Source organism: Argonema galeatum A003/A1 (assembly GCF_023333595.1).
GTDB lineage: Bacteria > Cyanobacteriota > Cyanobacteriia > Cyanobacteriales > Aerosakkonemataceae > Argonema > Argonema galeatum.
Genome location: NZ_JAIQZM010000017.1, coordinates 52803 through 72580 on the forward strand (window position 1 = coordinate 52803; position 19778 = coordinate 72580).

The following is a 19778-nucleotide window of genomic DNA, read 5'->3' on the forward strand; positions in this document are numbered from 1 at the left end:
CAACCACCGATGACAACAGACAATTTTTCGCTCTAACTCATGTACTAACGATGCAACCTGACATGATATAACCAATAACCAATGACTTTTAATAAAGAACAAATAACACAGATCCGTAAGAGCCTAATTGTTTCTTGTCAGGCTCCAGCTGACTCACCGTTGCACGACCCGCAAGCGATCGCCGCAATGGCGCAAGCAGCTGTGCTGGGCGGAGCATCTGCTGTGCGGATTGATACTCCAAGTCATGTAAGTGCCGTGCGGCAGAGAGTCCAAGCACCGATAATTGGGCTTTGGAAACAGCAGATACCTGGATACGAAGTATATATTACTCCTCAGTTTGAACACGCGGCGGCGATCGCATCTGCCGGTGCAGATATCATCGCTATTGACGCCACTCTCAGAGACCGACCGGGCAATGAAACGTTGGATACCCTCATTGCACGCATTCACAACGAATTGGGCAAGCTGGTGATGGCAGATGCGGATACGATTGAGGGAGCTAGAGCAGCAGCAAAAGCTGGTGCCGACCTTGTGGGTACAACCCTCTACGGCTACACCAACGAGACGAAGCACCTTTCTCCCCCCGGCTTTGACCTCCTCGCCCAAATGGTAAAGCAGTTAAAAGTCCCAGCCATTTGCGAAGGCGGCATAGCCTCACCCCAGATGGCTCAAGAAGCCCTCAAACTGGGAGCTTACGCAGTTGTTGTCGGCACTGATATCACTGGGATCGATTACAAGGTTAGAACCTATCGAGAAGCCATTTTCACTGCCCCAACTGCCTTTTAAAATTTCCAAACTTGACACGCGAGGAAAAGGCAAAAAGGCTGAGGATGAACACACCCGACTATATTTCCCAACTCAAAGAGCTATTTGAGCAAAAGCCAACGGAAATAATTTACGAGATTGCCTCCAAAGATGAGATGTTTTTAGGCAAAGAAAAACATTATTTTAATGTTGGACAGTCAGCCTTACAATGCGTAAAGCTAGCAATGCTGGCAGCCCGAAAGCAGGATTTTAAGAATATTTTGGATCTCCCTTGCGGACACGGTAGGGTGCTAAGAATGCTTAAAGCTGCTTTCCCTGAAGCAAAGCTAACCGCTTGCGACTTAAACCAAGATGGCGTTGATTTCTGCGTCAAAGTATTTGGCGCAACAGGGGTCTACTCAACGGAGGATGTTAACCATATCCCAATTCAAGCTAGTTTCGATCTAATCTGGTGCGGTTCCTTGTTGACTCATCTCAACAGTTCTAGCTGGACTGATTTCTTGAACCTGTTTAACTCTCTTCTCTGTCCGGGTGGCATTCTTATTTTTACTGCGAACGGCCTCTGGGTTGCCCACAGGATAAGGATGATGGCTTATAGTTACGGACTCGATCCCAACAAATTACCTATTTTGGTAAAGGACTATGACAGTCAGGGGTTCGGCTATCTAGACTACCCCAACCTGGAAAATTATGGTATTTCCCTGTCGTCGCCTTCTTGGGTCTTATTACAACTGCAAAAGATACCCAATCTTCGCCTTTTGACATATACCGAAAGAGGATGGGACAACCACCAGGATGCGATCGCTTGCGTTCGAGTTGACGACTTATAGTTGACAATTCATACTCATAACGAGTACGCTTAAGTAGAATAATACACAACGACTACCATTTCACTCTAGGAGCCAAATTAATGTTGCCCAATAAAGAAGGACAAAAAGTTCCCAACGTCACCTTCCGTACTCGTCAGAAAGGCCAGTGGGTAGATGTGACTACAGATGAGCTATTTGCAGGTAAGGCAGTAGCTGTCTTCTCCTTACCGGGTGCTTTTACGCCAACCTGTTCATCAACGCACGTCCCCGGCTACAACGAATTGGCGAACGTCTTCAAAGAAAATGGCGTAGACGACATTGTTTGTATTTCCGTCAATGATGCCTTTGTCATGGAGGAATGGGCAAAAGATCAAAAGGCAGATAATATCACATTCATTCCCGATGGTAACGGTCAATTCACGGAAGGAATGGGATTGCTAGTTGATAAGTCAGACCTGGGGTTTGGTAAGCGGTCGTGGCGCTATTCTATGCTGGTGAAAGATGGCACAGTTGAGAAAATGTTTATTGAACCAGAAGAACCAGGAGACCCCTTCAAAGTGTCTGATGCCCAGACAATGCTTAGCTATATTAACCCGGAAGCAGTTAAGCCAAAATTAGTTTCTTTGTTTGCCAAAGTCGGTTGTCCCTTCTGCGCCCGTGCCAAAGCTATGCTGAAGGATCATGGCTTAGATTACGAAGAAATTGTCTTGGGTAAGGATGTCACCACACGCTCTTTACGCGCCGTCACAGGTGCAATCACAGTTCCCCAAGTATTTATTGATGGCAAATTAATTGGTGGTTCAGAAGCGCTAGCAGCCTACCTGGGTGCTTAGCACTTTAAGAATTTAAGATTTTAGATTTGAGATTTTAGATTTGTTTTAAATCTAAAATCTCAAATTTCCCACTCTCCACTAAAGCCGAAGCACTACTTTCTTTTGAGTATCACGATATTCGATCCAACAACCGGGCTGCGGGCTACTAACTTACCTTGAGAGTCGCTGATTTCTAGCTTGCTAAAGTCGAGTTCTTTAGCCCGACGCCACATATCAGTAGCTAAGTTATCCTGTTTCAATGAATCAAAAGCGTACCAATCCTCGCTGACTTTAACAGTTAAAAGACTGCTCGGAAAGTTGGCTTGAATTGCTTGAATCAACCCATCGGCATATTGACTGGTGATTTGGGCAACTTGATTTTGAATAGCTGCGATCAGGTTCTGCTCTGGAGTTAAAACTGGAGGTGGTGGTGCAATAATCGCCACGGATTCTGGCGATGAAGGGGCTGTCAATTCCGGTGGTGCTGTCAGTTCCGGTGACACGATCGCATTTGGGGGCGGAACTTCGGCGATTTGAGGCGGTTTTCCTGGTGAAAGGATGGAACTTGCCCAGAACAGGAAGATAAAAAGGGCTGCGATCGCACCTGTTAACTGTGTATCGTTGGACAGCTTTTGGTTAACAGACTGGGGCAATAGGGTGCGAATTTTCGTTAACGTAGCTTTCCACCAAACGGGAATATTCATCAACACCGGACGCAACCTTATCCAGAGATTCTGAATTTTCGCAATGGGTTGCGCCTGGTTCCAAGTTTGCACAAGGGTTTGTACCACTTTCTGAAACCCTGACTCGGACTTTGGTGTCATTGGTTTCGGTGCGATCGGTGTCTGTTTCTGTGGTTCTGGCTGCTTTGGCTGTTCCTGTGACATCGAAATTCCCCTTAAGTGCAGCGTATATAGGCTCAAACGCAATAGATTTTAACGGGATACTACCCCTAAAGCCTTAATCTACCATTTTGCTATCTTGTTTTTAAGCGATCGCTCAATTTTCCTCCAGGTTATTTATGCCCCTCAAACGTCGTCAGTTTCTCGTTTTCGGTAGTCTTAGCGCCGTCGGGTTAGGTTTTTTATGGAAAATGCTTCAGCGTCAAGAAGCTTATAGCGCTCAAATCAACCCAGTCCTCACCCCAACAGTAGCCGCAGAAAAGCCCCTACTGCGCTTTGTTTCGATCGCAGACACGGGCACTGGCACCACAAGCCAGTATGCCGTTGCTAAGGCGATGTCTCGCTATCACAGCCAAAACCCCTATGATTTGGTAATTTTAGCAGGGGACAACATTTACAACAATGGCGAAATTGAGAAAATTGGCGCTGTTTTTGAGCAACCTTATCAGTCTTTGCTGAAACAGGGAGTTAAATTTCAAGCTTGTTTGGGAAACCACGATATTCGCACCGACAACGGCGAGCCCCAAGTTCGCTATTCTGATTTTAATATGCAAGGACGCTACTACACATTTCGCCGCGATCGCGTGCAATTTTTTGCTCTAGATACTAATGGTAATGCTGACTGGGAAGCTCAACTAGCCTGGTTGGAGAAAGAATTGAGTCTCAGCGATGCGCCTTGGAAAGTTGTATTTGGTCACCATCAAATTTATTCATCTGGGCAATATGGGGTGAATCAACCTTTTATTAAGACTTTGACACCTCTGTTTCAAAAATATGGAGTTCAGCTTTATATCAACGGACACGATCACCATTATGAGCGGACTCGTTCTATTAATGGCACAACTTACTTGATTTGCGGAGGAGGTGCAGGAACTCGACCTGTGGGGCGTTCCGAGTGGACAGAGTATTCTGCCAGTACGCTGAGTTTTGCGGCGTTTGATGTGTATGCGGATAGGATGGTCGTGAGTGGGATTGGTACAGATGGTCGGGTGTTCGATCGAGGTGTGATTGGTTTGCGATCGGTTTAGGAGAACGAATCCTAAAAGTCGAGAATTGGATTTGTGTTAAAACTCAATACGAAGTTACTAACACTTCAGCAATTTTACCTCGCTTTTTACTATTCGAGTTAATCGCCCTTGCTGCTGATATCTCCCTAATCTCAAAATCGTTATACAATTCTCGAATAAAATCACAATCAGAATTAGACAGCATCACCTTTACCCCACGCCTAGCAAGTTCGGCAAACACATCTCTTAGTCTAATTTGGTCATCTTTACTAAACGAATAACGACTGTATCCTGTAAAGTTGCTGGTATTACTTAGAGGATAGTAAGGCGGATCGAAGTAGACAAAATCTTCGCTAGTCTTAACATAATCTAAAACTGCTTCAAAACCTCTTTCTGCAATCTCAATAGATTGCAGTGCTTCCGATACTGAATAAAGTAAATCTGCATTACAAATTTTAGGATTTTTGTATTTACCTACGGGAACGTTAAATTCACCTTTGGGATTTACTCTATAAAGACCATTAAAACAAGTTCTATTTAGATAAATAAACCGCGCTGCTGCTTCTAAGCCATTAAAGTTGTGGCAATTTCGCAGATCATAATAGTAATATTGATTATGTTTTTCCTGATGTTCTTGCAAAAGCTTAATCAATTTCTCAACATCATCTCTAACACAGCGATAAGTATTAATTAGATCGGCATTAATATCCGTTAAAACTGCCTTGAAAGGCGATCGATTTTGCAAAAGATGAAAAAATATAGCACCGCCTCCCAAAAAAGGCTCATAATAGTTGTTAAATTCGGAAAAAAATTCTTGATATTGGGGAATCAGCTTACTTTTACCACCGGCCCATTTCAGAAATGGACGGTAAGAAACTTTTTCTTTTGCAGCAATGGACATTATGCTTTGCTTCTACTTAAATAATTTTCTCAGCAGCACCAGTATACACCCACCCAATGCTAAACCAAAAAGAATACTCCAAAAAATTGACCAGACAAAGGGATGAATTGGCAAAGAAAAATCGGGTCGCCATTGAATTGGAACACTGGTGGTAAGTGCGTAGCTGCTACAAAATATGCCGCCTGCGCCTACAGCAGTACCGAAGAAAAAGATGATATCCTGTAATTTGCGATCGCGTTCTTTCTCTCTATCCTCCTGTTTCTGCGCTTTTTCCTCAGCTTGGCGTTCCTGTTCTCTTTCCGCCGTCTCCTGTTTTGCTAAATTTTCCCGCCATTCCCGTTCCCTTCTATTTTCATCCTCCTGCCATTTTCTGTCACTTTCCACCTGTTCGATTTGCACCATTCCTCGAATCGTCGATATCATTTCTCGGAATAGTTCTTGACTGGGAAACAGATAACCTAAATCTGCTTTTATTTGCTGCTGATATTTATTTTCAGCTAAATCGAGAAAGTTTTGCCAAAATTCTAAGTTATCCCCTTCTAAGCTCAAACTTTGAATTCCCGTTAAAGCTTCTCCATAGTTTTCCGCATTATTTACTATAGTATTGTGATATTCTCGCAAGTTTCGCAGACATCCCGTATATTGAAAAACTTTTGTCCTGATTCGGGCTAGTAATTCCTTTAATTGCCTTAATCTATTTTCCGGATCTGGTTCTTTTTCTATTTGGGCAAATGCAGGAATCTCAGTTTCGATTTCGCTGGCGATGCGTTGTCCTTCTCGATACCATTCCCGCGATTTTTGATAAGCAAATACTATTTTAGCACGAGAACACAGCAGATTGAGTAAATAATAGTTAAATTTTGTTGTTGCCAGTTTCAACGTATCGGGATGGCGTTTCAACCATACTAAAACGTGACAGCGTTGGGCAGGATTTATATTGCGATCGTCATATTCAAAAATCGGGCTACCAAATAGCGTTCCTTCCGCGATCAATTTGGGTGCAGATGGCATTTTATCTGGCAAAAAAGCTTTCAGACACTCATCGGCAAGATTACGATAACCATCATACACTACTGGCTCTGCATAAAGCAAGATAGTTTGACCGAGAGATGCTTGAATTTGATTGGGTAACAAGCAACCATTGGGATTTAATAGTTTCAGTTTATCTAGGGAAACTGTCAGGTTTTGATAATAGAGAGTTAAGTCAGCGGCGTAGGTATCGTGAATGCGTAAAGGAAGGATAGAACCATTAAAAATTAGGTTATCTGGTAGAGATATTTGCTGAAATTGCAGGGTTTGGCCATCTGGCGTTAGTACTTGGTAATTACTTTGTCCGGTTTCTTGTTTGTAAATGCCATTTTCGTAGCAAATCAGATGATTTCTTATTGATTCTAATTCGGTAATTTTTAATTGTTTTCCGATATTATCGGCTAGATTATCCCACAATTGGGACACATTTTGAGCGGTTGATTGAAAACCTGCATCGAAGTCATCGCGCAAGTGGAAAGGATAGAGGGTGACGCTAGGATTTCTGATTTTATGTTCTTCCGTCATATTATTTTTCAAACAAAGATGTTAAATAGTGTATCTAGGTACGTTGTTGGGCTTTAGCCCCTATAGCGCTGAAGCCCAACAACGTACCTAAGTATGAGCGCTGAAGCGCAACAACATACCTAAGTATGAGCGCTGAAGCGCAACAACGTACCTTAATCTTAATCATCCCAACCTTTTCCATAATCTTTCACCGGATATTCTACCCATGTATTTCTTAACCATTCTCTCCCTTGATATTCCAAATACCAATGTACACTACTTGCCGACCAATCATAAGGAGATTTTACCCAACCATGTTTAACAGGATTGTAATGAATATAATTAATAGTTGTATAATAATGCCTTTCCGATCGCATTGCTCGATCGCTAAACGAACACCACACCTTACCTGTAATATTATCCTCCAGATTCCATTGCCGAGCTAATGGGCCATGAATGGAACGAAATAACACACTTAACCGTAATGTATTAATATTACGCACTAACAGATGGTAATGATTTGGTAAAACCACCCAAGCATCAATTTGTATACCATCTGAAATAAATTTATCAAAGATTAGATCTAAAATTTGGTGACGGCGTTCCTGAGTATTAATCCTAGCTTGATGTTCAAAGCAACCAACTGTGATATGGTAAAATTGACCATCTTGAACTGGATGAGGTGGAGAATGAGGAGGAAATCCCTTAGCCAACCTTTCCTTAACAAGTTCCGCCCGTTCTTCTGGTGTCAATTTTCGATATTCGTACATAATAATTCTTGTTCCAGGTACGTTGTTGGGCTTCAGCCCCTCTTTCTCAAGTACGTTGTTGGGCTTCAGCCCCTCTTTTCAGGTACGTTGTTGGGCTTCAGCCCCTCTTTTCAGATACATTGTTGCGCTTCAGGGCTAGAGGGGCTAAAGCCCAACAACGTACCTATTAATTTACCTAATTCTTATCCTTTGTTCCCGATGAAGAAGAAGGCGGAGGCGAACCTAATCTCGTCCTATTTTCCAACAATCTATCATTAAATTCCCTCGCCACTTCCTCATCGGGTTTACTCTCCGTTCCTCCTGCACCCATTTGGCAAAGTTTGTTATTTATACCCTTTTCAATTCCGAGTTTATCTTTGCACCACGCTTCTATTTTTTTTGCGATTTCTTGGGCGCTATCCGCAGGTTCTGCTTTAAGTTCTTCCATAAATTCTAGATAGTTGGAAAATACATTAGATGTTTCCAATAATTTGAAAAAGGCGTCGATAATTTCTTGCGGTGTGCTTTCTGGCGAAAATGGCATAGTTAACTCCTGTTGCTCAATCTTTCGTGTATTTAAAGATAAACTTTCGGTTTCACCAATTAAGGTAAAAGCGGCCCAATCTGCGGGACTATCCAATCCCTCTTCCGCTTTCGTAGTTAGCATAGCATATCGCAAAGCGGCGGCTCGATCCATGCCGCGTTCCAAATTTTGATAGAATTCAGTCATCAGTAATTTGGCGGAAAGTGCGCCCATGTTCCACAGGGAAACGATGACGCTGGGAACGCCTGCGAGAATGAAGCAACGGGAAAGTCCGATGATCCCATCTCCGGTTATTTTACCTTTTCCCGTACTGCAAGCACTCAAAACTACGATTTCCGAATTGAGTTTTAAGGCGAGAATATCTATTGCCCTAATTGCACCATCATCGGTAGCCGAATTGGGTGCTAAAATTATCGCACCGGGTATCCCTGAATCTCCGAAATCATCTAACAGTCCGTGCGCGGAAATATGGGCGATTCGCACTCCTAAGATGCGATCCAAAATTACCGCTTTGGTTGCTTTTTCCCCGGTAATTGCTTCCGTTTCCAAAAGGGCAGCAATTGCTTGTGCTGCTTCTTTTGCTGCGGGAATGGGTTTGAGTTTATAGGGATCTGCGCTGAATTTTGGGTCAAGAATTGGATCGCCTACTACTAACGCCGCTTGGTTTAATCCGCGAATATTTTGGTGGTGTTGATGGGTGAGGTCTAATATTTGGATGGAAGGGGCGGTGAGGATGGTATGATTTTCAATTAAGTAGCTGCCATCGGCGGGGTTTTGTAGGGCGGGAAAGGGAACTAGAAATAAGTTGTAATGGGGAATAAAGATAACTTTGGCATTGGGGTGTTTGGGGAGTAAGTCGGCGATGGGAGAAATCAGGATTTCATAGAGGAGTTGTAATAATGGATATCGCCCTTGGTTGTCGCGTTTAAATTCGGATTCGAGTTGAATTTTTTGTCCGTCTGCATCTTTTTCTTCTATGCCAATGGAAACGCGAGATTTGAGGATGATTGATTCTAAGTCGTCTAGGGTTTGGTTTAGTTGTTGCAGGGGTTCGAGGTTGGCGCGACGAAAGGCGATTTCTCCGTTGGGTAGAATTACCCAAATGTAAATGTCTGGATTGATAATCGAATATTCGATGATGGTGGCTTTTTGGGATTCGGCAATTTGTTGAATTTGGACAGAGGATAGATTAACGTTAGCTTCTAGGGGCGGGTTTTGTTGAGAAGTTATCTGTTCTTGCTTAAGATCTTCTGCTAAACCCGCCCCTACGTTTGTTGTGAATAAGGTTTTTGTTAATAATTCCACGAAGGCGCGGGTACGTCCCCGTTCGGATATTTCTAAGGCGGTATCGAATTTATTTTGGGCGACTAAGACTTCTTGCAGCAGGCGGTAGGTTGCTGTCTGGGTTTCAAAGATTGATACTTTATGGTCATAATTTGTTAATTCAGAACGCAGAGTTTCTTTAATTTGCATTGAGGCATAAAGGTTTTCTTCGGCTTCTGCGAGTTGGTTAGTTTGGAGGTAAGTATTGCCTAGATTATTTAAAGATCCCGCTTCCCCTTGACGATCACCGATTTCCCTGGCAATGGCGAGAGACTGCTGATGGTAATCGATCGCAACTTGGTATTGTCCCAAGGAATCGTAAGCAATTCCCAAACTCCCCAGAGAATTAGCTTCCCCTTGACGATATCCGATTTCCCTGGCAATGGCGAGATACTGCTGAAGGTAATCGATCGCAACTTGGTATTGTCCCAAGGAATCGTAAGCATTTCCCAAATTCCCCAGGGAAATAGCTTCCCCTTGACGATATCCGATTTCCCTGGCAATGGCGAGAGTCTGTTGAAGGTAATCGATCGCAACTTGGTATTGTCCCAAGGAACGGTAAGCAAGTCCCAAATTCCCCAGGGAATTAGCTTCCCCTTGACGAGATCCGATTTCCCTGGCAATGGCGAGATACTGCTGATGGTAATCGATCGCAACTTGGTATTGTCCCAAGGATTGGTAAGCAAGTCCCAAACTCCCCAGGGAATTAGCTTCCCCTTGACGAGATCCGATTTCCCTTTCAATGGCGAGAGACTGCTGATGGTAATCGATCGCAACTTGGTATTGTCCCAAGGAATCGTAAGCATTTCCCAAATTCCCCAGGGAATTAGCTTCCCCTTGACGATCACCGATTTCCCGATAAATAGTTAATGCCTGTTGCCAAGACTGCAAAGCGGCGCGAAATTGACTTTTATTATATTGCTCAATTCCTAGATTCAACAATCTATCTGCTTCTGCTTTTAAGGTAATCCCTGCTAAGTATTTTCTATACACTCCAAGCAGCTTTTCTGCCATATTACTCAACCAATTAAACATTATTTAAACTCCCTTCCCTTCTCAAATTATCTGCCACTTCTAACATTGCCTGCACCAAACCTGCATCCTGCAAATCTGGGTGTGCCTGCAAAATTTCTGCTTCTTCGCCGCTAGGACAATTTAGCAGTGCTTCAATTAGCTGGTAATAGGCGTTTTGGCGTTCTTCCTTCATATTTGGCGTTGGGTGGGAGAGGTACGTAGTTGCGCTTTAGCGCTCATATTTAGGTACGTTGTTAAGCTCTAGCCCTCTTAATTTAGGTATGTTGCGCTTTTAAGAGTATATGTTGTGACACTTCAGGGCTTTTAAGAGGGCTAGAGCTTAACAACGTACCTCACCTCCATTTTTGGTCTTCTATTGTTTGCTCTCAGCTTTTAATTCTTCCCATGAAATAACTGGTTCATCTTTTCTAGACTTAGAAACCAAAACATCATAAAAATCTTCCCAGACTTCTCCCCACTCTGCTAAGTCAATGATGACTGCTGTTTTTTCTCCCGTATCGTCTACTACGAATTGGATGCCTTTGATCGCAGTTATGCTCTCTTTAAAAGTCATATTACTAATCCTAATGCCCCTACAGTTGGTTTGGGTGAAGGTACGTTGTTGGGCCTAAGTACCTGGATGAGAGAGGTACGTTGTTGGGCTTGGGGGCTATTGGGGCTAAAGCCCAACAACGTACCTAAAGGCTTGGGGGCTATTGGGGCTAAAGCCCAACAACGTACCTAAAGGCTTGGTCGATCGACTTGCCGAACTACTCCACAAATGCTACGAGTTAAGATGCAGTCGCTCTTAACTCCTCTAAAGACAGATGTTTGAAGGATTTTGGCTTAATATTTCGCGTTACTTCAGCTACTTTATTACGATCACGCTGGGGGTATTATTCTTTGCTTTTGGGTGGTTAGTACCTCTTTTCAAGCGTCCGGTAACCGCGATCGCACTCGTTGGTTTTTTTGTCGCTAGCTTAATTTTTGTTGCCCTCACCCTACAGGCGATGCTGGGCTTGAGTCCCGTTTAGGTACGATGGTTAGAGGCATTGCTCATACTGCTTAAAAAGGCAGCTGTTTATTATGGCTACAGATCGTCGCGTCTCTCGCGTTGCGGCACTAATTCAACGCGAAGTCAGCCAATTGCTCCAAAACGGCATCAAAGATGACCGGGTGGGCTCAGGTATGGTCAGCGTCACCGATGTGAATGTTTCTGGCGACCTTCAGCACGCCAAGATATTCGTCAGTATCTACGGCACGCCTGAAGCAAAGGCGGAAACGATGGCGGGGTTAAAGGCGGCGACTGGTTATGTGCGTCGGGAAATCGGTCAACGGGTACGTCTGCGCCGGACGCCAGAGGTGGTGTTTATGGAGGATAAATCCCTGGAACGAGGCGATCGCATTATCACCCTCCTCAACCAAATTAACCAAGACCGCCATGATGACGATCCGATCGAGGAGGATAATGAGAAGGACTACGCAGTCTCGGCGGAAGAAGAGGACTAAAGATTGAAATCTTCTAAATTGCCAGATTTAGATAAACTTACCCTCGCAGAACAAGTAGCCCAGATGGTTGTAGTGCGAGCCTCTGGCTACTTGTTCGATCACCAAATCAAGTATCCCCAATGGGAACCACCCGCAGCTAAGTTACAGCATTTAATCGCCAATCTTGGCGTGGGTGGGGTTATTCTACTTGGGGGTAGCGCGGCTGAATTGGCGCTGCGATCGCAACAGATCCAAAACTGGGCCAAAATTCCGCTCCTGATCGCCGCCGATATTGAAGAAGGCGTCGGTCAGCGTTTTTCGGGTGCTACCTGGTTTCCTCCACCGATGGCAATTGGTGCGATCGCTCAAAGAGATCTTAACCTCGCCGAACAATATGCCGAGCAGATGGGAGCGATAATTGCTCAAGAAGCAATTGCTCTAGGCATAAACTGGGTACTGGCACCAGTCGTCGATGTTAATAACAATCCCGATAATCCGGTTATCAATGTCCGCGCCTTTGGCGAAACTCCCGCCGTCGTCAGTCAACTCGCCGCTGCTTTTATCGAAGGTGCGAAGCGTTATCCCGTTTTAACCACCGCCAAACATTTTCCCGGACACGGCGACACTGCGGTAGATTCTCACTTGGAATTACCCGTAATTCCTCATTCCCCAGCCAGATTGGCAGAAATTGAGTTACCACCTTTCGCCGCCGCTATTTCTGCTGGTGTAGATACGGTAATGACGGCTCATCTGCTGATCCCGAATTGGGATCGGGAACGACCAGCCACTCTATCTCATCCCATTTTGACGGGTCAGTTACGCGAAAACCTGGGCTTTGAAGGTTTGATTGTCACAGATGCTTTGGTGATGGGTGCGATCGCAAATGAATATGGTACTAACGAAGCCCCCGTTTTGGCAGTGGAAGCTGGTGCTGATATTCTACTCATGCCGGTAGATCCAGAAGGTGCGATCGCAGCAATATGCGATGCCGTAACATCTGGACGCATCTCTCCCGACAGAATTCGCGCCTCTGTAGAACGCATCTGGCAAGCTAAACTCAAGGTGTTTCAGGCGGGGAGTGGGGGAGTGGGGGAGTGGGGGAGCAATTTTATCCTTCAGCCTTTGAAGGAAATTGGACAACCTGCATTTCTTGCCGCACCTGTCAACATTCTGCGAGAAACTACAGAAGTTTTCGGGTCTGTGCCTTTACAGGTAGCCAATTTAGTCAATTTACGTAACTTAATAGTGGTAGATAATCTACTAGACTGTAAGTTTATCGATCGCCAAGCACCTGCGATCGCTATCCCTGTGCAATTAGGCTACACTACTCAGTTATGCGATATCCACACACCCAGCGCTTCCAACTCCGATGACCTACAACCCACGCTCATGCAAGTCTTTATCCGAGGCAATCCTTTCCGAGGCAGTGCTGGAATATCATCTGTTGCTGAAGATTGGTTTAAGAAACTATTAAAAGCAGGTAAACTTCAAGCCCTAATACTTTACGGTAGCCCATATATCAAAAAACAATTTTTGGATCTTCTTCCTTCGGATATACCTTGTCTATATTCCTACGGACAGATTTATGCAGCACAGGCGATCGCCTTAGAAGCATTATTTGGTAAATAATGCTATTTTCTTCCACAAAATTTAATCTTTAGTTTTGTCATCCCTCAGTCTGTTTTAGTAATGCCAAGAAATTCTTTTTTCCCCTTATTCCTCCCTTAATCTGGCTTAACGTGGGGATTACGCAATGCTTACCGGCTCCTAAACCAACTCCCATAAGATTGCTAGTACGAAGAATAGGGGTGTATGACTTTAAATCCATGCGTCAAAAATGTCAAGGTTTGATGACCTTTGAAATATTTGTTAATATAACAGCGGAGTAGATAGCGTAAAAATGAAAGCAGTTTAGTATATAGAGCTACAAACTATCTACTCTCAATCAGCAAATTCTAGGCCCATAGTTTAAGAGTGAATACAATGAGCGTAAACACAGTTTCCACTAAATCCATTCAATACTCTCTAGATGTAATCCAAGAAGAAGCGCGTCGGCTTGTACATAAAGGAGTTGTCAGCCGTCAGCAACCCATCTACACTCTCTGCCAATATATTCCTGCGCGTGAATGGGCCTGGGTTGAGTGCGAGTTGGAAAAATCCAACTATTTACTCAGAGATCGGATAGCCGATTTAATGGGTCGCGAAGAATGGGAAAACGACTAGAAGCCCACTATGACTGAGATTGATAAATAGTGCCAAGCCTTAAGATCGAAATCTTGACATCCTCCCACCGCTAATTCGGAGTACCGAATATAGCGGGGGATTCCAAAGATTGCTCTTTGGATTTCCTCTTTCTACGAGTTGATTTGCCGGGAGGAATTTCTTTCTCCAAGTATTGACCAATCTCTCCAGAGGCGTTAATTCCCGTCTGCCCGACGGTATTTTCAGAAATTTTGCTTAAGATTGACAACGCCTTGTTGAGAATATTAATTGCGGCATTCCAATCTCTATCCTGAATATGTCCACAATGAGGACATTGATGCGTTCTAACGCTCAATGATTTTTTAACAATTTGGTGGCATTGAGAACAATTTTGAGATGTGTAATGAGGTGGAACAGCAATCACTGTCACATCAAATACTTTCCCAAAATGTTCTAACCAACTGCGGAACATTGACCACGAAGCATCATTAATAGACTTAGCAAGATGATGGTTTTTTACCATGTTTCTCACCTGTAAATCCTCAAAGGCTACCAAGTCTGACGACTGGACTAACGCTCTCGCCAACTTAACGACGAAATCTTTACGTTGCCTTTCTACTTTTAGGTGTTTTCTTCCTAATCTATTTCGGGCTTTAGAGCGATTTTTAGACCACTTTTTAGTTCTCGATAACTTACGCTGTGCCTTTTTCAGGGATTTCTCAGCTTTTCGTAAAAAGCGCGGATTTTCTATTTGCTTGCCTTCAGAATCAGTATATAAATGATTTAACCCAACATCAATACCCAGATTTTTGCCGGTTGGATTATGTTTTTCTTTTCGTTCATAATCAAGGCAAAACTGAGCATAATAGCCATCAGATTTTCTAACTATCCGTACCCGTTTGATTTGCTTACTTTGATAGAAATGTAAGTCTCTAGTCCCCCAAAGTTTGAATGTTCCTGCTTTAAATCCATCGGTAAAAGTAATATATCTTCTATCTGATGACAGTTTCCAACCACAAGTTTTGTACTCGATAGATGCTCTATTTTGTAGCTTTCTAAATCTGGGATAGCCTTTTTTTTCTGATGGATTTCGACTACGCTTAATACAAGTCTTAGATTGGCAATTACTGAAAAATCTGGATATGGCTAACCAAGCACGTTCCGCCATTGCTTGACGTGCCATTGAGTTCAACTTTTTAACCCAAGGGAATTCAGGATTATCAGCTAATACTTTGCAATACTTATTTAAGTCCATGCCATTCACGCCTGGATTATCTATCCAGTAGCGCAAAGCTTTATTACGAACAAAAAGCCCCGTCCGCAACATCTCATCAATAAGGCGGTACTGGTCTTCTGTTCCTTTTAACTTTGCTTCGTAAATTAGCATTTTAGGGAAAGTTAAGTCTACAATTAGAATAACATGATTTGTCAAAAATGGGGAGATCGAATCCCCATTTTTGACCCGCCTTTCATCCCCCGCTAATAAGATATAGCGGGGGATGAAAGGCGGGGTAGATAAACATCCACACCCGCCAAGTGCGATCGCACTTGGCGGGTTATTCACAACTGCCCCTAGACCCTAGCCCCTAGCTACCTCTAGCCACCTCATGACTGAGAATCTTGATTCCGCAGCCTTTCTAGCTCAGCACGCATAGCGGCGATTTGTGCTGTCAGTTCCTGTAGTTCTAGTTGCACACCTGGAGAAGCAGCCGGAGTAGATGTCTCGGTAGTACCTGACGTCCCTGGTGTCTCTCCAGGCGTTTGATTGCTTTGTTGACTCAAGAGGGAATCAACGAAATTGCGAGCTTCCTGCTCAGTTACTTCACCTTTTTCAGCCCACTCCTGGGTCAACTGAGCAAACTCTGAGTTTGTCAGCTTGGAAAGAATTTCCTCTCGCTTTTGAGAATCTTGCAGGCTTTCAATCAGGGAAGCGGTTGCCCCCAGAGAGATGCGAAATCCTGTTTGCAGTACCTGAATCGGGTTATCGACGTTCATCGGCAATTTGAGCTAGGAACACGCAGTCGCAGACAGCAGCACAAGGATATCGAAGCCGCGATCGGCTGCTTTGCCATATGCCGCAGTCGTACCTAGTAGTGTACATTATTGAGCTACCAGACTTAACCAACCTGGTCTAGATATAGGTTGATGTCGTCAATAATGCGAGTGAGTTCTGCTTCAACAGTCACGCGAATCCGGTCATCCCGAAGCGTAATTAACACTTTGGCGGCAAAGGGAGTGGGCCAGATATTGGGATTGCAGAACATTTCCAGAAATACATCACCTGTGTACTGATATTCCATCGGTTTTTGGGGACTGGCTTTGCCACCACCGCCAGAGGCTTGAGCGCTGGCTGCTTTCAAGCGATCCATCAATTGAGCGATCGCAGCTTGCAACTCCCGCGCCGCACCCGGCGTGAAGCTAAAGGAGACAGAACCCTCTCCCAGGTTGAATCTGAGTTGAGAAGACGACATTGGCAATTAATCTTTACATCCTGGTATTAATGCTAATAGATCTGGTCGCTTTACGGAATACCATGTCAAGAGAATCAGGCAAGATAGCTGTTATTAATTAAAAATTGTGTCAACAAACAAATAAAATTTATATATATTAAAGACAACTCCAATCTAGATTCGGTAAGCTTTGTAGATACCTTTTCCTGCTTTGAGTTTACACTGGATGCCAGAGAAATTTATAACTAATTAATCGGCCTCATGGTTTTAGATAACCGTTCTGAAGTAAAAAAAGTGTTGCTCATCACCTTGCTACTTAATGTACTGGTGATGGCGATTAAAGCCGGTGTAGGATGGTCAACTGGTTCCCTAAGTTTGCTAGCAGATGCCTTGCACAGTGTCACCGATAGTGCCAACAATATTTTGGGACTCATTGCGACGCGCTTGGCTTCTCCCGAACCAGACCGCGACCACCCTTACGGACACCAGAAATTTGATGCCTTGGGAGCCTTGGGAATAGCTGCCTTCTTGGGAGTCGCCTGCTTTGAAATTCTCAAAGGTGGCATAGAACGGACGATTGACGGCTTTCAACACGGTCTCAAACCGATCGCAATATCACCATCAGAATTGTGGATACTGCTGATTGTCCTGGGAATCAATATTTTCGTGACATTTTACGAGCGTCGTGTCGGTGTGCGGGTGGGCAGTCCAATTCTGATCGCCGATGCTCAGCATACCATGAGCGATGTTTGGGTAACGATTACCGTTATTTTGGGGTTGATTGGCGTCTGGCAAGGGCGACTTTTACACCTGCCAATACTACAGTGGTTGGATGTGGTTCTGTCTTTCCCAGTCGCTTTGTTGGTATTTCGCAGCGGTTGGTCAGTTTTGAAAGATAATTTGCCCTGGTTGGTGGATGAAATGGCGATCGCACCGGAGGCTATTCATACTCTAGCCATGCAAGTTCCTGGCGTCATCAATTGCCACGATATTGCTTCCAGGGGTGTCGTCGGACGCCAGGTGTTTATTGAAATGCACCTGATTGTGGATGCCAAAGATGTCGAAGGATCTCACCAAATTACCGAGGAAGTAGAAGCCCGCCTAGCAGAACGGTTCAGCCCGGTAAGGGTCTTAATTCATGTTGAACCGCCTGCCTACAAGTCTGACCAGATCACCTATCACTCTCAATCAAAATAGGGGTAGTTTTCCACAGCAACACCCACTTTTCCACAGATATTGTGCAGTTTTTCCACAAAAAGTTAAGAAAGCGATCGAAATTTTAAATTTCAGATGGCAAATTGCAAATTGAACTTTAAACGCCATCAGCAATCTGAAATTAAGTTAAATCCATTGGTAGGGTGGGCAATGCCCACCCGACTTGTTATACGCAATCCGCTGACCTAACCCCCCTTTTCCTACCTTGTTGTAGAGACGTTTCATGAAACGTCTCTACAACAAGGTAGCCGAGATTTGGTATTACTCCCATTCAATAGTTCCAGGCGGTTTAGAAGTGACATCGTATACCACGCGGTTTACTCCAGGCACTTCGTTGACGATCCGGGTCGAGATAATTTCCAAAAGCTCGTAAGGAACCCGCGCCCAGTCAGCCGTCATGCCATCTTCGCTGGAAACAAAACGCAAAACGATCGGGTAAGCGTAAGTGCGCTTGTCGCCCATCACGCCTACACTGCGGATGGGCAGCAAGACAGCAAAAGCCTGCCACAACAAGCTGTACATCCCCTGACGGTTAATTTCCTGACGGACAATTAAATCTGCATCTCGGAGAATCTCCAGCCGTTCGGACGTAACTTCGCCCAGAATGCGAATTGCCAGTCCAGGACCTGGGAAAGGATGCCGGTTGACAATTTCCTCTGGTAAGCCGATCGAACGACCAACTTTTCGCACTTCATCCTTGAAGAGTTTCCGCAGGGGTTCTACCAGCTTAAAGCGCAGGTCTTTGGGCAAACCGCCAACGTTATGATGGCTTTTAATCTTCACAGCTACCCTTTCCCCCGTTTTGGGGTCAACGTTGGTATCCGCTGATTCAATCACATCCGGGTAGAGGGTGCCTTGGGCGAGGTAATCAAAGGGGCCGAGACGTCTGGATTCCTCTTCAAATACGCTGATAAATTCGTGACCGATACGCCGACGTTTTTCTTCGGGATCGGTGATATCGGCGATCGAACTTAAGAAGCGATCGCGAGCATTCACATACTCCACCCCAATATGGAATTGCTCTTTAAACAGCTTCACCAACCGCTCTGGCTCATGTTTACGCATGAAGCCTTGGTCGATGAACATACAAGTCAGTTGGTCGCCGATCGCCTTGTGCAGCAAGAATGCCAGCGTCGAAGAATCCACCCCGCCGGAAAGAGCCAGCAATACCCGCTTATCGCCCACTTTGGCCTGGATTTCGCGAATTGATTGCTCAACGAAGGCGGCGGTAGTCCAAGTCGGTTCGCAGTCGCAGATATGGTAAACAAAGTTGCGGATTAAAGCTTGTCCGCCAACCGAATGTACGACTTCTGGATGAAACTGGACGCCGTACAGCTTTTTCTCGTGATGAGCGATCGCAGCAGAGGGAGTATTATCTGTATGAGCTAAGATTTCAAACCCAGGTGGCAGAACGTTACAAGAATCTCCGTGGCTCATCCACATTGTCGTACCATCTTCCACATTGGTCAGCAAATCCGTAGGGTCATCAATAGACAGAGACGCTTTGCCATACTCAGCCCGCTGGGATCGCGTTACTTCGCCACCCTGCTGTTGTACCATCAGCTGCATCCCATAGCAAACGCCCAGTATAGGAATTCCTAGTTCCCAAATCTGGCGATCGCAATGAGGCGCGACCGGATCGTACACCGAGCTTGGGCCACCGGAGAGAATTATTCCCTTGGGATTGAGCTTTAGCAGCTGTTCGGCGGTAGTCCGATAAGATAGAACTTCCGAATATACTTGAGTTTCGCGAATCCGGCGAGCAATCAACTCGGAGTACTGAGAGCCGAAGTCCAGAATCACAATTATCTGGCGATTCAACTGGGCCAAAGATTCGATCGGGAGCGGTTCAGAGGTTTGGAGTGTCACTGATAATTCCAAAAAACAGAGCGTAAAAATGTCGCAATATATATTTATTTATAGAGGGAACCTGGGAGATTGAAAACCCTGTCCCTTTAGGGCTGGATGAAAAGCGACTCAAGTGACTTCAGTCCCAGTCATCTAAAAAATTCCTTTTCTTATTCTTATCTGCGTTCATCTGCGTGTATCTGTCTTCATCTGCGG

Annotated in this window: 20 protein-coding genes; 9 read left to right on the top strand and 11 right to left on the bottom strand. The window is 44.6% G+C overall.

Translation table 11 applies throughout. From position 1 onward, the window contains the following. Positions 1–81: 81 nt before the first annotated feature. The 3 genes from LAY41_RS18165 to LAY41_RS18175 all read left to right on the top strand — a co-directional run bounded on the left by LAY41_RS18165 (position 82) and on the right by LAY41_RS18175 (position 2407). Entirely contained in the window at positions 82–786 is a 705-nt protein-coding gene (locus LAY41_RS18165) for an N-acetylmannosamine-6-phosphate 2-epimerase (protein WP_249101010.1), read from the top strand. A gap of 44 nt (positions 787–830) precedes the next feature. Further along, positions 831–1595: a class I SAM-dependent methyltransferase gene (locus tag LAY41_RS18170; protein WP_249101015.1), complete on the top strand. Its 765-nt coding sequence runs from the start codon at positions 831–833 to the stop codon at positions 1593–1595. 80 nt (positions 1596–1675) lie between these two features. Then, positions 1676–2407 carry a glutathione peroxidase gene (locus LAY41_RS18175; RefSeq protein WP_249101017.1) on the top strand — a complete coding sequence of 244 codons (732 nt, stop codon included), beginning with the start codon at positions 1676–1678 and terminating at the stop codon, positions 2405–2407. Positions 2408–2499: 92 nt separating this feature from the next. Here the strand turns inward: LAY41_RS18175 and LAY41_RS18180 are convergent, their stop codons facing one another. Next, the gene (locus LAY41_RS18180) at positions 2500–3273 is read right to left on the bottom strand and encodes a hypothetical protein (RefSeq protein WP_249101020.1); all 774 of its coding nucleotides are present in this window, start codon (positions 3271–3273) and stop codon (positions 2500–2502) included. 134 nt (positions 3274–3407) lie between these two features. On the opposite strand from LAY41_RS18180, the gene LAY41_RS18185 reads away from it, so the two are divergent. Next, positions 3408–4316 carry a metallophosphoesterase gene (locus LAY41_RS18185; RefSeq protein WP_249101023.1) on the top strand — a complete coding sequence of 303 codons (909 nt, stop codon included), beginning with the start codon at positions 3408–3410 and terminating at the stop codon, positions 4314–4316. A gap of 43 nt (positions 4317–4359) precedes the next feature. On the opposite strand, the gene LAY41_RS18190 is transcribed toward LAY41_RS18185, so the two are convergent. The 6 genes from LAY41_RS18190 to LAY41_RS18215 form a co-directional block, all read right to left on the bottom strand. Continuing rightward, positions 4360–5196, bottom strand: a complete 837-nt coding sequence (locus tag LAY41_RS18190) for a DNA adenine methylase (RefSeq protein ID WP_249101025.1) — start codon at positions 5194–5196, stop codon at positions 4360–4362. A gap of 12 nt (positions 5197–5208) precedes the next feature. Further along, positions 5209–6750: a hypothetical protein gene (locus LAY41_RS18195; RefSeq protein ID WP_249101028.1), complete on the bottom strand. Its 1542-nt coding sequence runs from the start codon at positions 6748–6750 to the stop codon at positions 5209–5211. Between the two features lie 158 nt (positions 6751–6908). Next, the gene (locus LAY41_RS18200) at positions 6909–7499 is read right to left on the bottom strand and encodes an REP-associated tyrosine transposase (RefSeq protein WP_249101033.1); all 591 of its coding nucleotides are present in this window, start codon (positions 7497–7499) and stop codon (positions 6909–6911) included. Positions 7500–7674: 175 nt separating this feature from the next. Then, a complete protein-coding gene (locus LAY41_RS18205) occupies positions 7675–10380 on the bottom strand; it encodes a CHAT domain-containing protein (protein WP_249101035.1) in 2706 nt (901 codons plus the stop codon). After that, positions 10373–10552, bottom strand: a complete 180-nt coding sequence (locus LAY41_RS18210) for a hypothetical protein (RefSeq protein ID WP_249101038.1) — start codon at positions 10550–10552, stop codon at positions 10373–10375. Before LAY41_RS18210 ends, LAY41_RS18205 begins: the two co-directional genes overlap by 8 nt. A gap of 180 nt (positions 10553–10732) precedes the next feature. Next, complete coding sequence (locus LAY41_RS18215; protein WP_249101040.1) at positions 10733–10933, bottom strand: hypothetical protein; 201 nt, start codon at positions 10931–10933, stop codon at positions 10733–10735. A gap of 253 nt (positions 10934–11186) precedes the next feature. Between LAY41_RS18215 and LAY41_RS18220 the strand changes: the two genes are divergently transcribed. The 4 genes from LAY41_RS18220 (at position 11187) to LAY41_RS18235 (ending at position 14070) form a co-directional block, all read left to right on the top strand. Further along, positions 11187–11393: a DUF751 family protein gene (locus tag LAY41_RS18220; protein ID WP_249101043.1), complete on the top strand. Its 207-nt coding sequence runs from the start codon at positions 11187–11189 to the stop codon at positions 11391–11393. A 52-nt stretch (positions 11394–11445) separates the two neighbouring features. Further along, positions 11446–11868, top strand: coding sequence for a 30S ribosome-binding factor RbfA (rbfA, locus tag LAY41_RS18225; protein ID WP_249101045.1), 423 nt, complete (start codon positions 11446–11448; stop codon positions 11866–11868). 3 nt (positions 11869–11871) lie between these two features. After that, a complete protein-coding gene (locus LAY41_RS18230; protein WP_275974223.1) occupies positions 11872–13476 on the top strand; it encodes a glycoside hydrolase family 3 protein in 1605 nt (534 codons plus the stop codon). A 354-nt stretch (positions 13477–13830) separates the two neighbouring features. Next, positions 13831–14070 carry a DUF4327 family protein gene (locus LAY41_RS18235; RefSeq protein WP_249101048.1) on the top strand — a complete coding sequence of 80 codons (240 nt, stop codon included), beginning with the start codon at positions 13831–13833 and terminating at the stop codon, positions 14068–14070. Positions 14071–14140: 70 nt separating this feature from the next. On the opposite strand, the gene LAY41_RS18240 is transcribed toward LAY41_RS18235, so the two are convergent. The 3 genes from LAY41_RS18240 to LAY41_RS18250 all read right to left on the bottom strand — a co-directional run bounded on the left by LAY41_RS18240 (position 14141) and on the right by LAY41_RS18250 (position 16520). Then, on the bottom strand, positions 14141–15436 hold the full coding sequence (locus LAY41_RS18240) for an RNA-guided endonuclease InsQ/TnpB family protein (protein WP_249064703.1): 1296 nt from the start codon (positions 15434–15436) through the stop codon (positions 14141–14143). A 218-nt stretch (positions 15437–15654) separates the two neighbouring features. Beyond that, on the bottom strand, positions 15655–16044 hold the full coding sequence (locus tag LAY41_RS18245; RefSeq protein ID WP_249101051.1) for a hypothetical protein: 390 nt from the start codon (positions 16042–16044) through the stop codon (positions 15655–15657). A 122-nt stretch (positions 16045–16166) separates the two neighbouring features. Beyond that, entirely contained in the window at positions 16167–16520 is a 354-nt protein-coding gene (locus LAY41_RS18250) for a hypothetical protein (protein WP_249101054.1), read from the bottom strand. Between the two features lie 240 nt (positions 16521–16760). Between LAY41_RS18250 and cdf31 the strand changes: the two genes are divergently transcribed. Further along, positions 16761–17696 (top strand): CDF family zinc efflux transporter Cdf31, encoded by a 936-nt coding sequence (gene cdf31 / locus LAY41_RS18255; RefSeq protein ID WP_249101057.1) that lies wholly within the window; start codon positions 16761–16763, stop codon positions 17694–17696. Between the two features lie 279 nt (positions 17697–17975). Here cdf31 and guaA read toward each other — a convergent pair whose 3' ends face one another. Then, positions 17976–19583 carry a glutamine-hydrolyzing GMP synthase gene (gene guaA, locus LAY41_RS18260; protein WP_338023010.1) on the bottom strand — a complete coding sequence of 536 codons (1608 nt, stop codon included), beginning with the start codon at positions 19581–19583 and terminating at the stop codon, positions 17976–17978. Between the last annotated feature and the right edge of the window lie 195 nt (positions 19584–19778).

Bases quoted from the DNA above. Each gene is read 5' to 3' on its own strand.
- LAY41_RS18165 (WP_249101010.1), top strand. From the start codon at position 82: ATGACTTTTAATAAAGAACAAATAACACAGATCCGTAAGAGCCTAATT.
- LAY41_RS18170 (WP_249101015.1), top strand. From the start codon at position 831: ATGAACACACCCGACTATATTTCCCAACTCAAAGAGCTATTTGAGCAA.
- LAY41_RS18175 (WP_249101017.1), top strand. From the start codon at position 1,676: ATGTTGCCCAATAAAGAAGGACAAAAAGTTCCCAACGTCACCTTCCGT.
- LAY41_RS18180 (WP_249101020.1), bottom strand. From the start codon at position 3,273: ATGTCACAGGAACAGCCAAAGCAGCCAGAACCACAGAAACAGACACCG.
- LAY41_RS18185 (WP_249101023.1), top strand. From the start codon at position 3,408: ATGCCCCTCAAACGTCGTCAGTTTCTCGTTTTCGGTAGTCTTAGCGCC.
- LAY41_RS18190 (WP_249101025.1), bottom strand. From the start codon at position 5,196: ATGTCCATTGCTGCAAAAGAAAAAGTTTCTTACCGTCCATTTCTGAAA.
- LAY41_RS18195 (WP_249101028.1), bottom strand. From the start codon at position 6,750: ATGACGGAAGAACATAAAATCAGAAATCCTAGCGTCACCCTCTATCCT.
- LAY41_RS18200 (WP_249101033.1), bottom strand. From the start codon at position 7,499: ATGTACGAATATCGAAAATTGACACCAGAAGAACGGGCGGAACTTGTT.
- LAY41_RS18205 (WP_249101035.1), bottom strand. From the start codon at position 10,380: ATGTTTAATTGGTTGAGTAATATGGCAGAAAAGCTGCTTGGAGTGTAT.
- LAY41_RS18210 (WP_249101038.1), bottom strand. From the start codon at position 10,552: ATGAAGGAAGAACGCCAAAACGCCTATTACCAGCTAATTGAAGCACTG.
- LAY41_RS18215 (WP_249101040.1), bottom strand. From the start codon at position 10,933: ATGACTTTTAAAGAGAGCATAACTGCGATCAAAGGCATCCAATTCGTA.
- LAY41_RS18220 (WP_249101043.1), top strand. From the start codon at position 11,187: ATGTTTGAAGGATTTTGGCTTAATATTTCGCGTTACTTCAGCTACTTT.
- rbfA (WP_249101045.1), top strand. From the start codon at position 11,446: ATGGCTACAGATCGTCGCGTCTCTCGCGTTGCGGCACTAATTCAACGC.
- LAY41_RS18235 (WP_249101048.1), top strand. From the start codon at position 13,831: ATGAGCGTAAACACAGTTTCCACTAAATCCATTCAATACTCTCTAGAT.
- LAY41_RS18240 (WP_249064703.1), bottom strand. From the start codon at position 15,436: ATGCTAATTTACGAAGCAAAGTTAAAAGGAACAGAAGACCAGTACCGC.
- LAY41_RS18245 (WP_249101051.1), bottom strand. From the start codon at position 16,044: ATGAACGTCGATAACCCGATTCAGGTACTGCAAACAGGATTTCGCATC.
- LAY41_RS18250 (WP_249101054.1), bottom strand. From the start codon at position 16,520: ATGTCGTCTTCTCAACTCAGATTCAACCTGGGAGAGGGTTCTGTCTCC.
- cdf31 (WP_249101057.1), top strand. From the start codon at position 16,761: ATGGTTTTAGATAACCGTTCTGAAGTAAAAAAAGTGTTGCTCATCACC.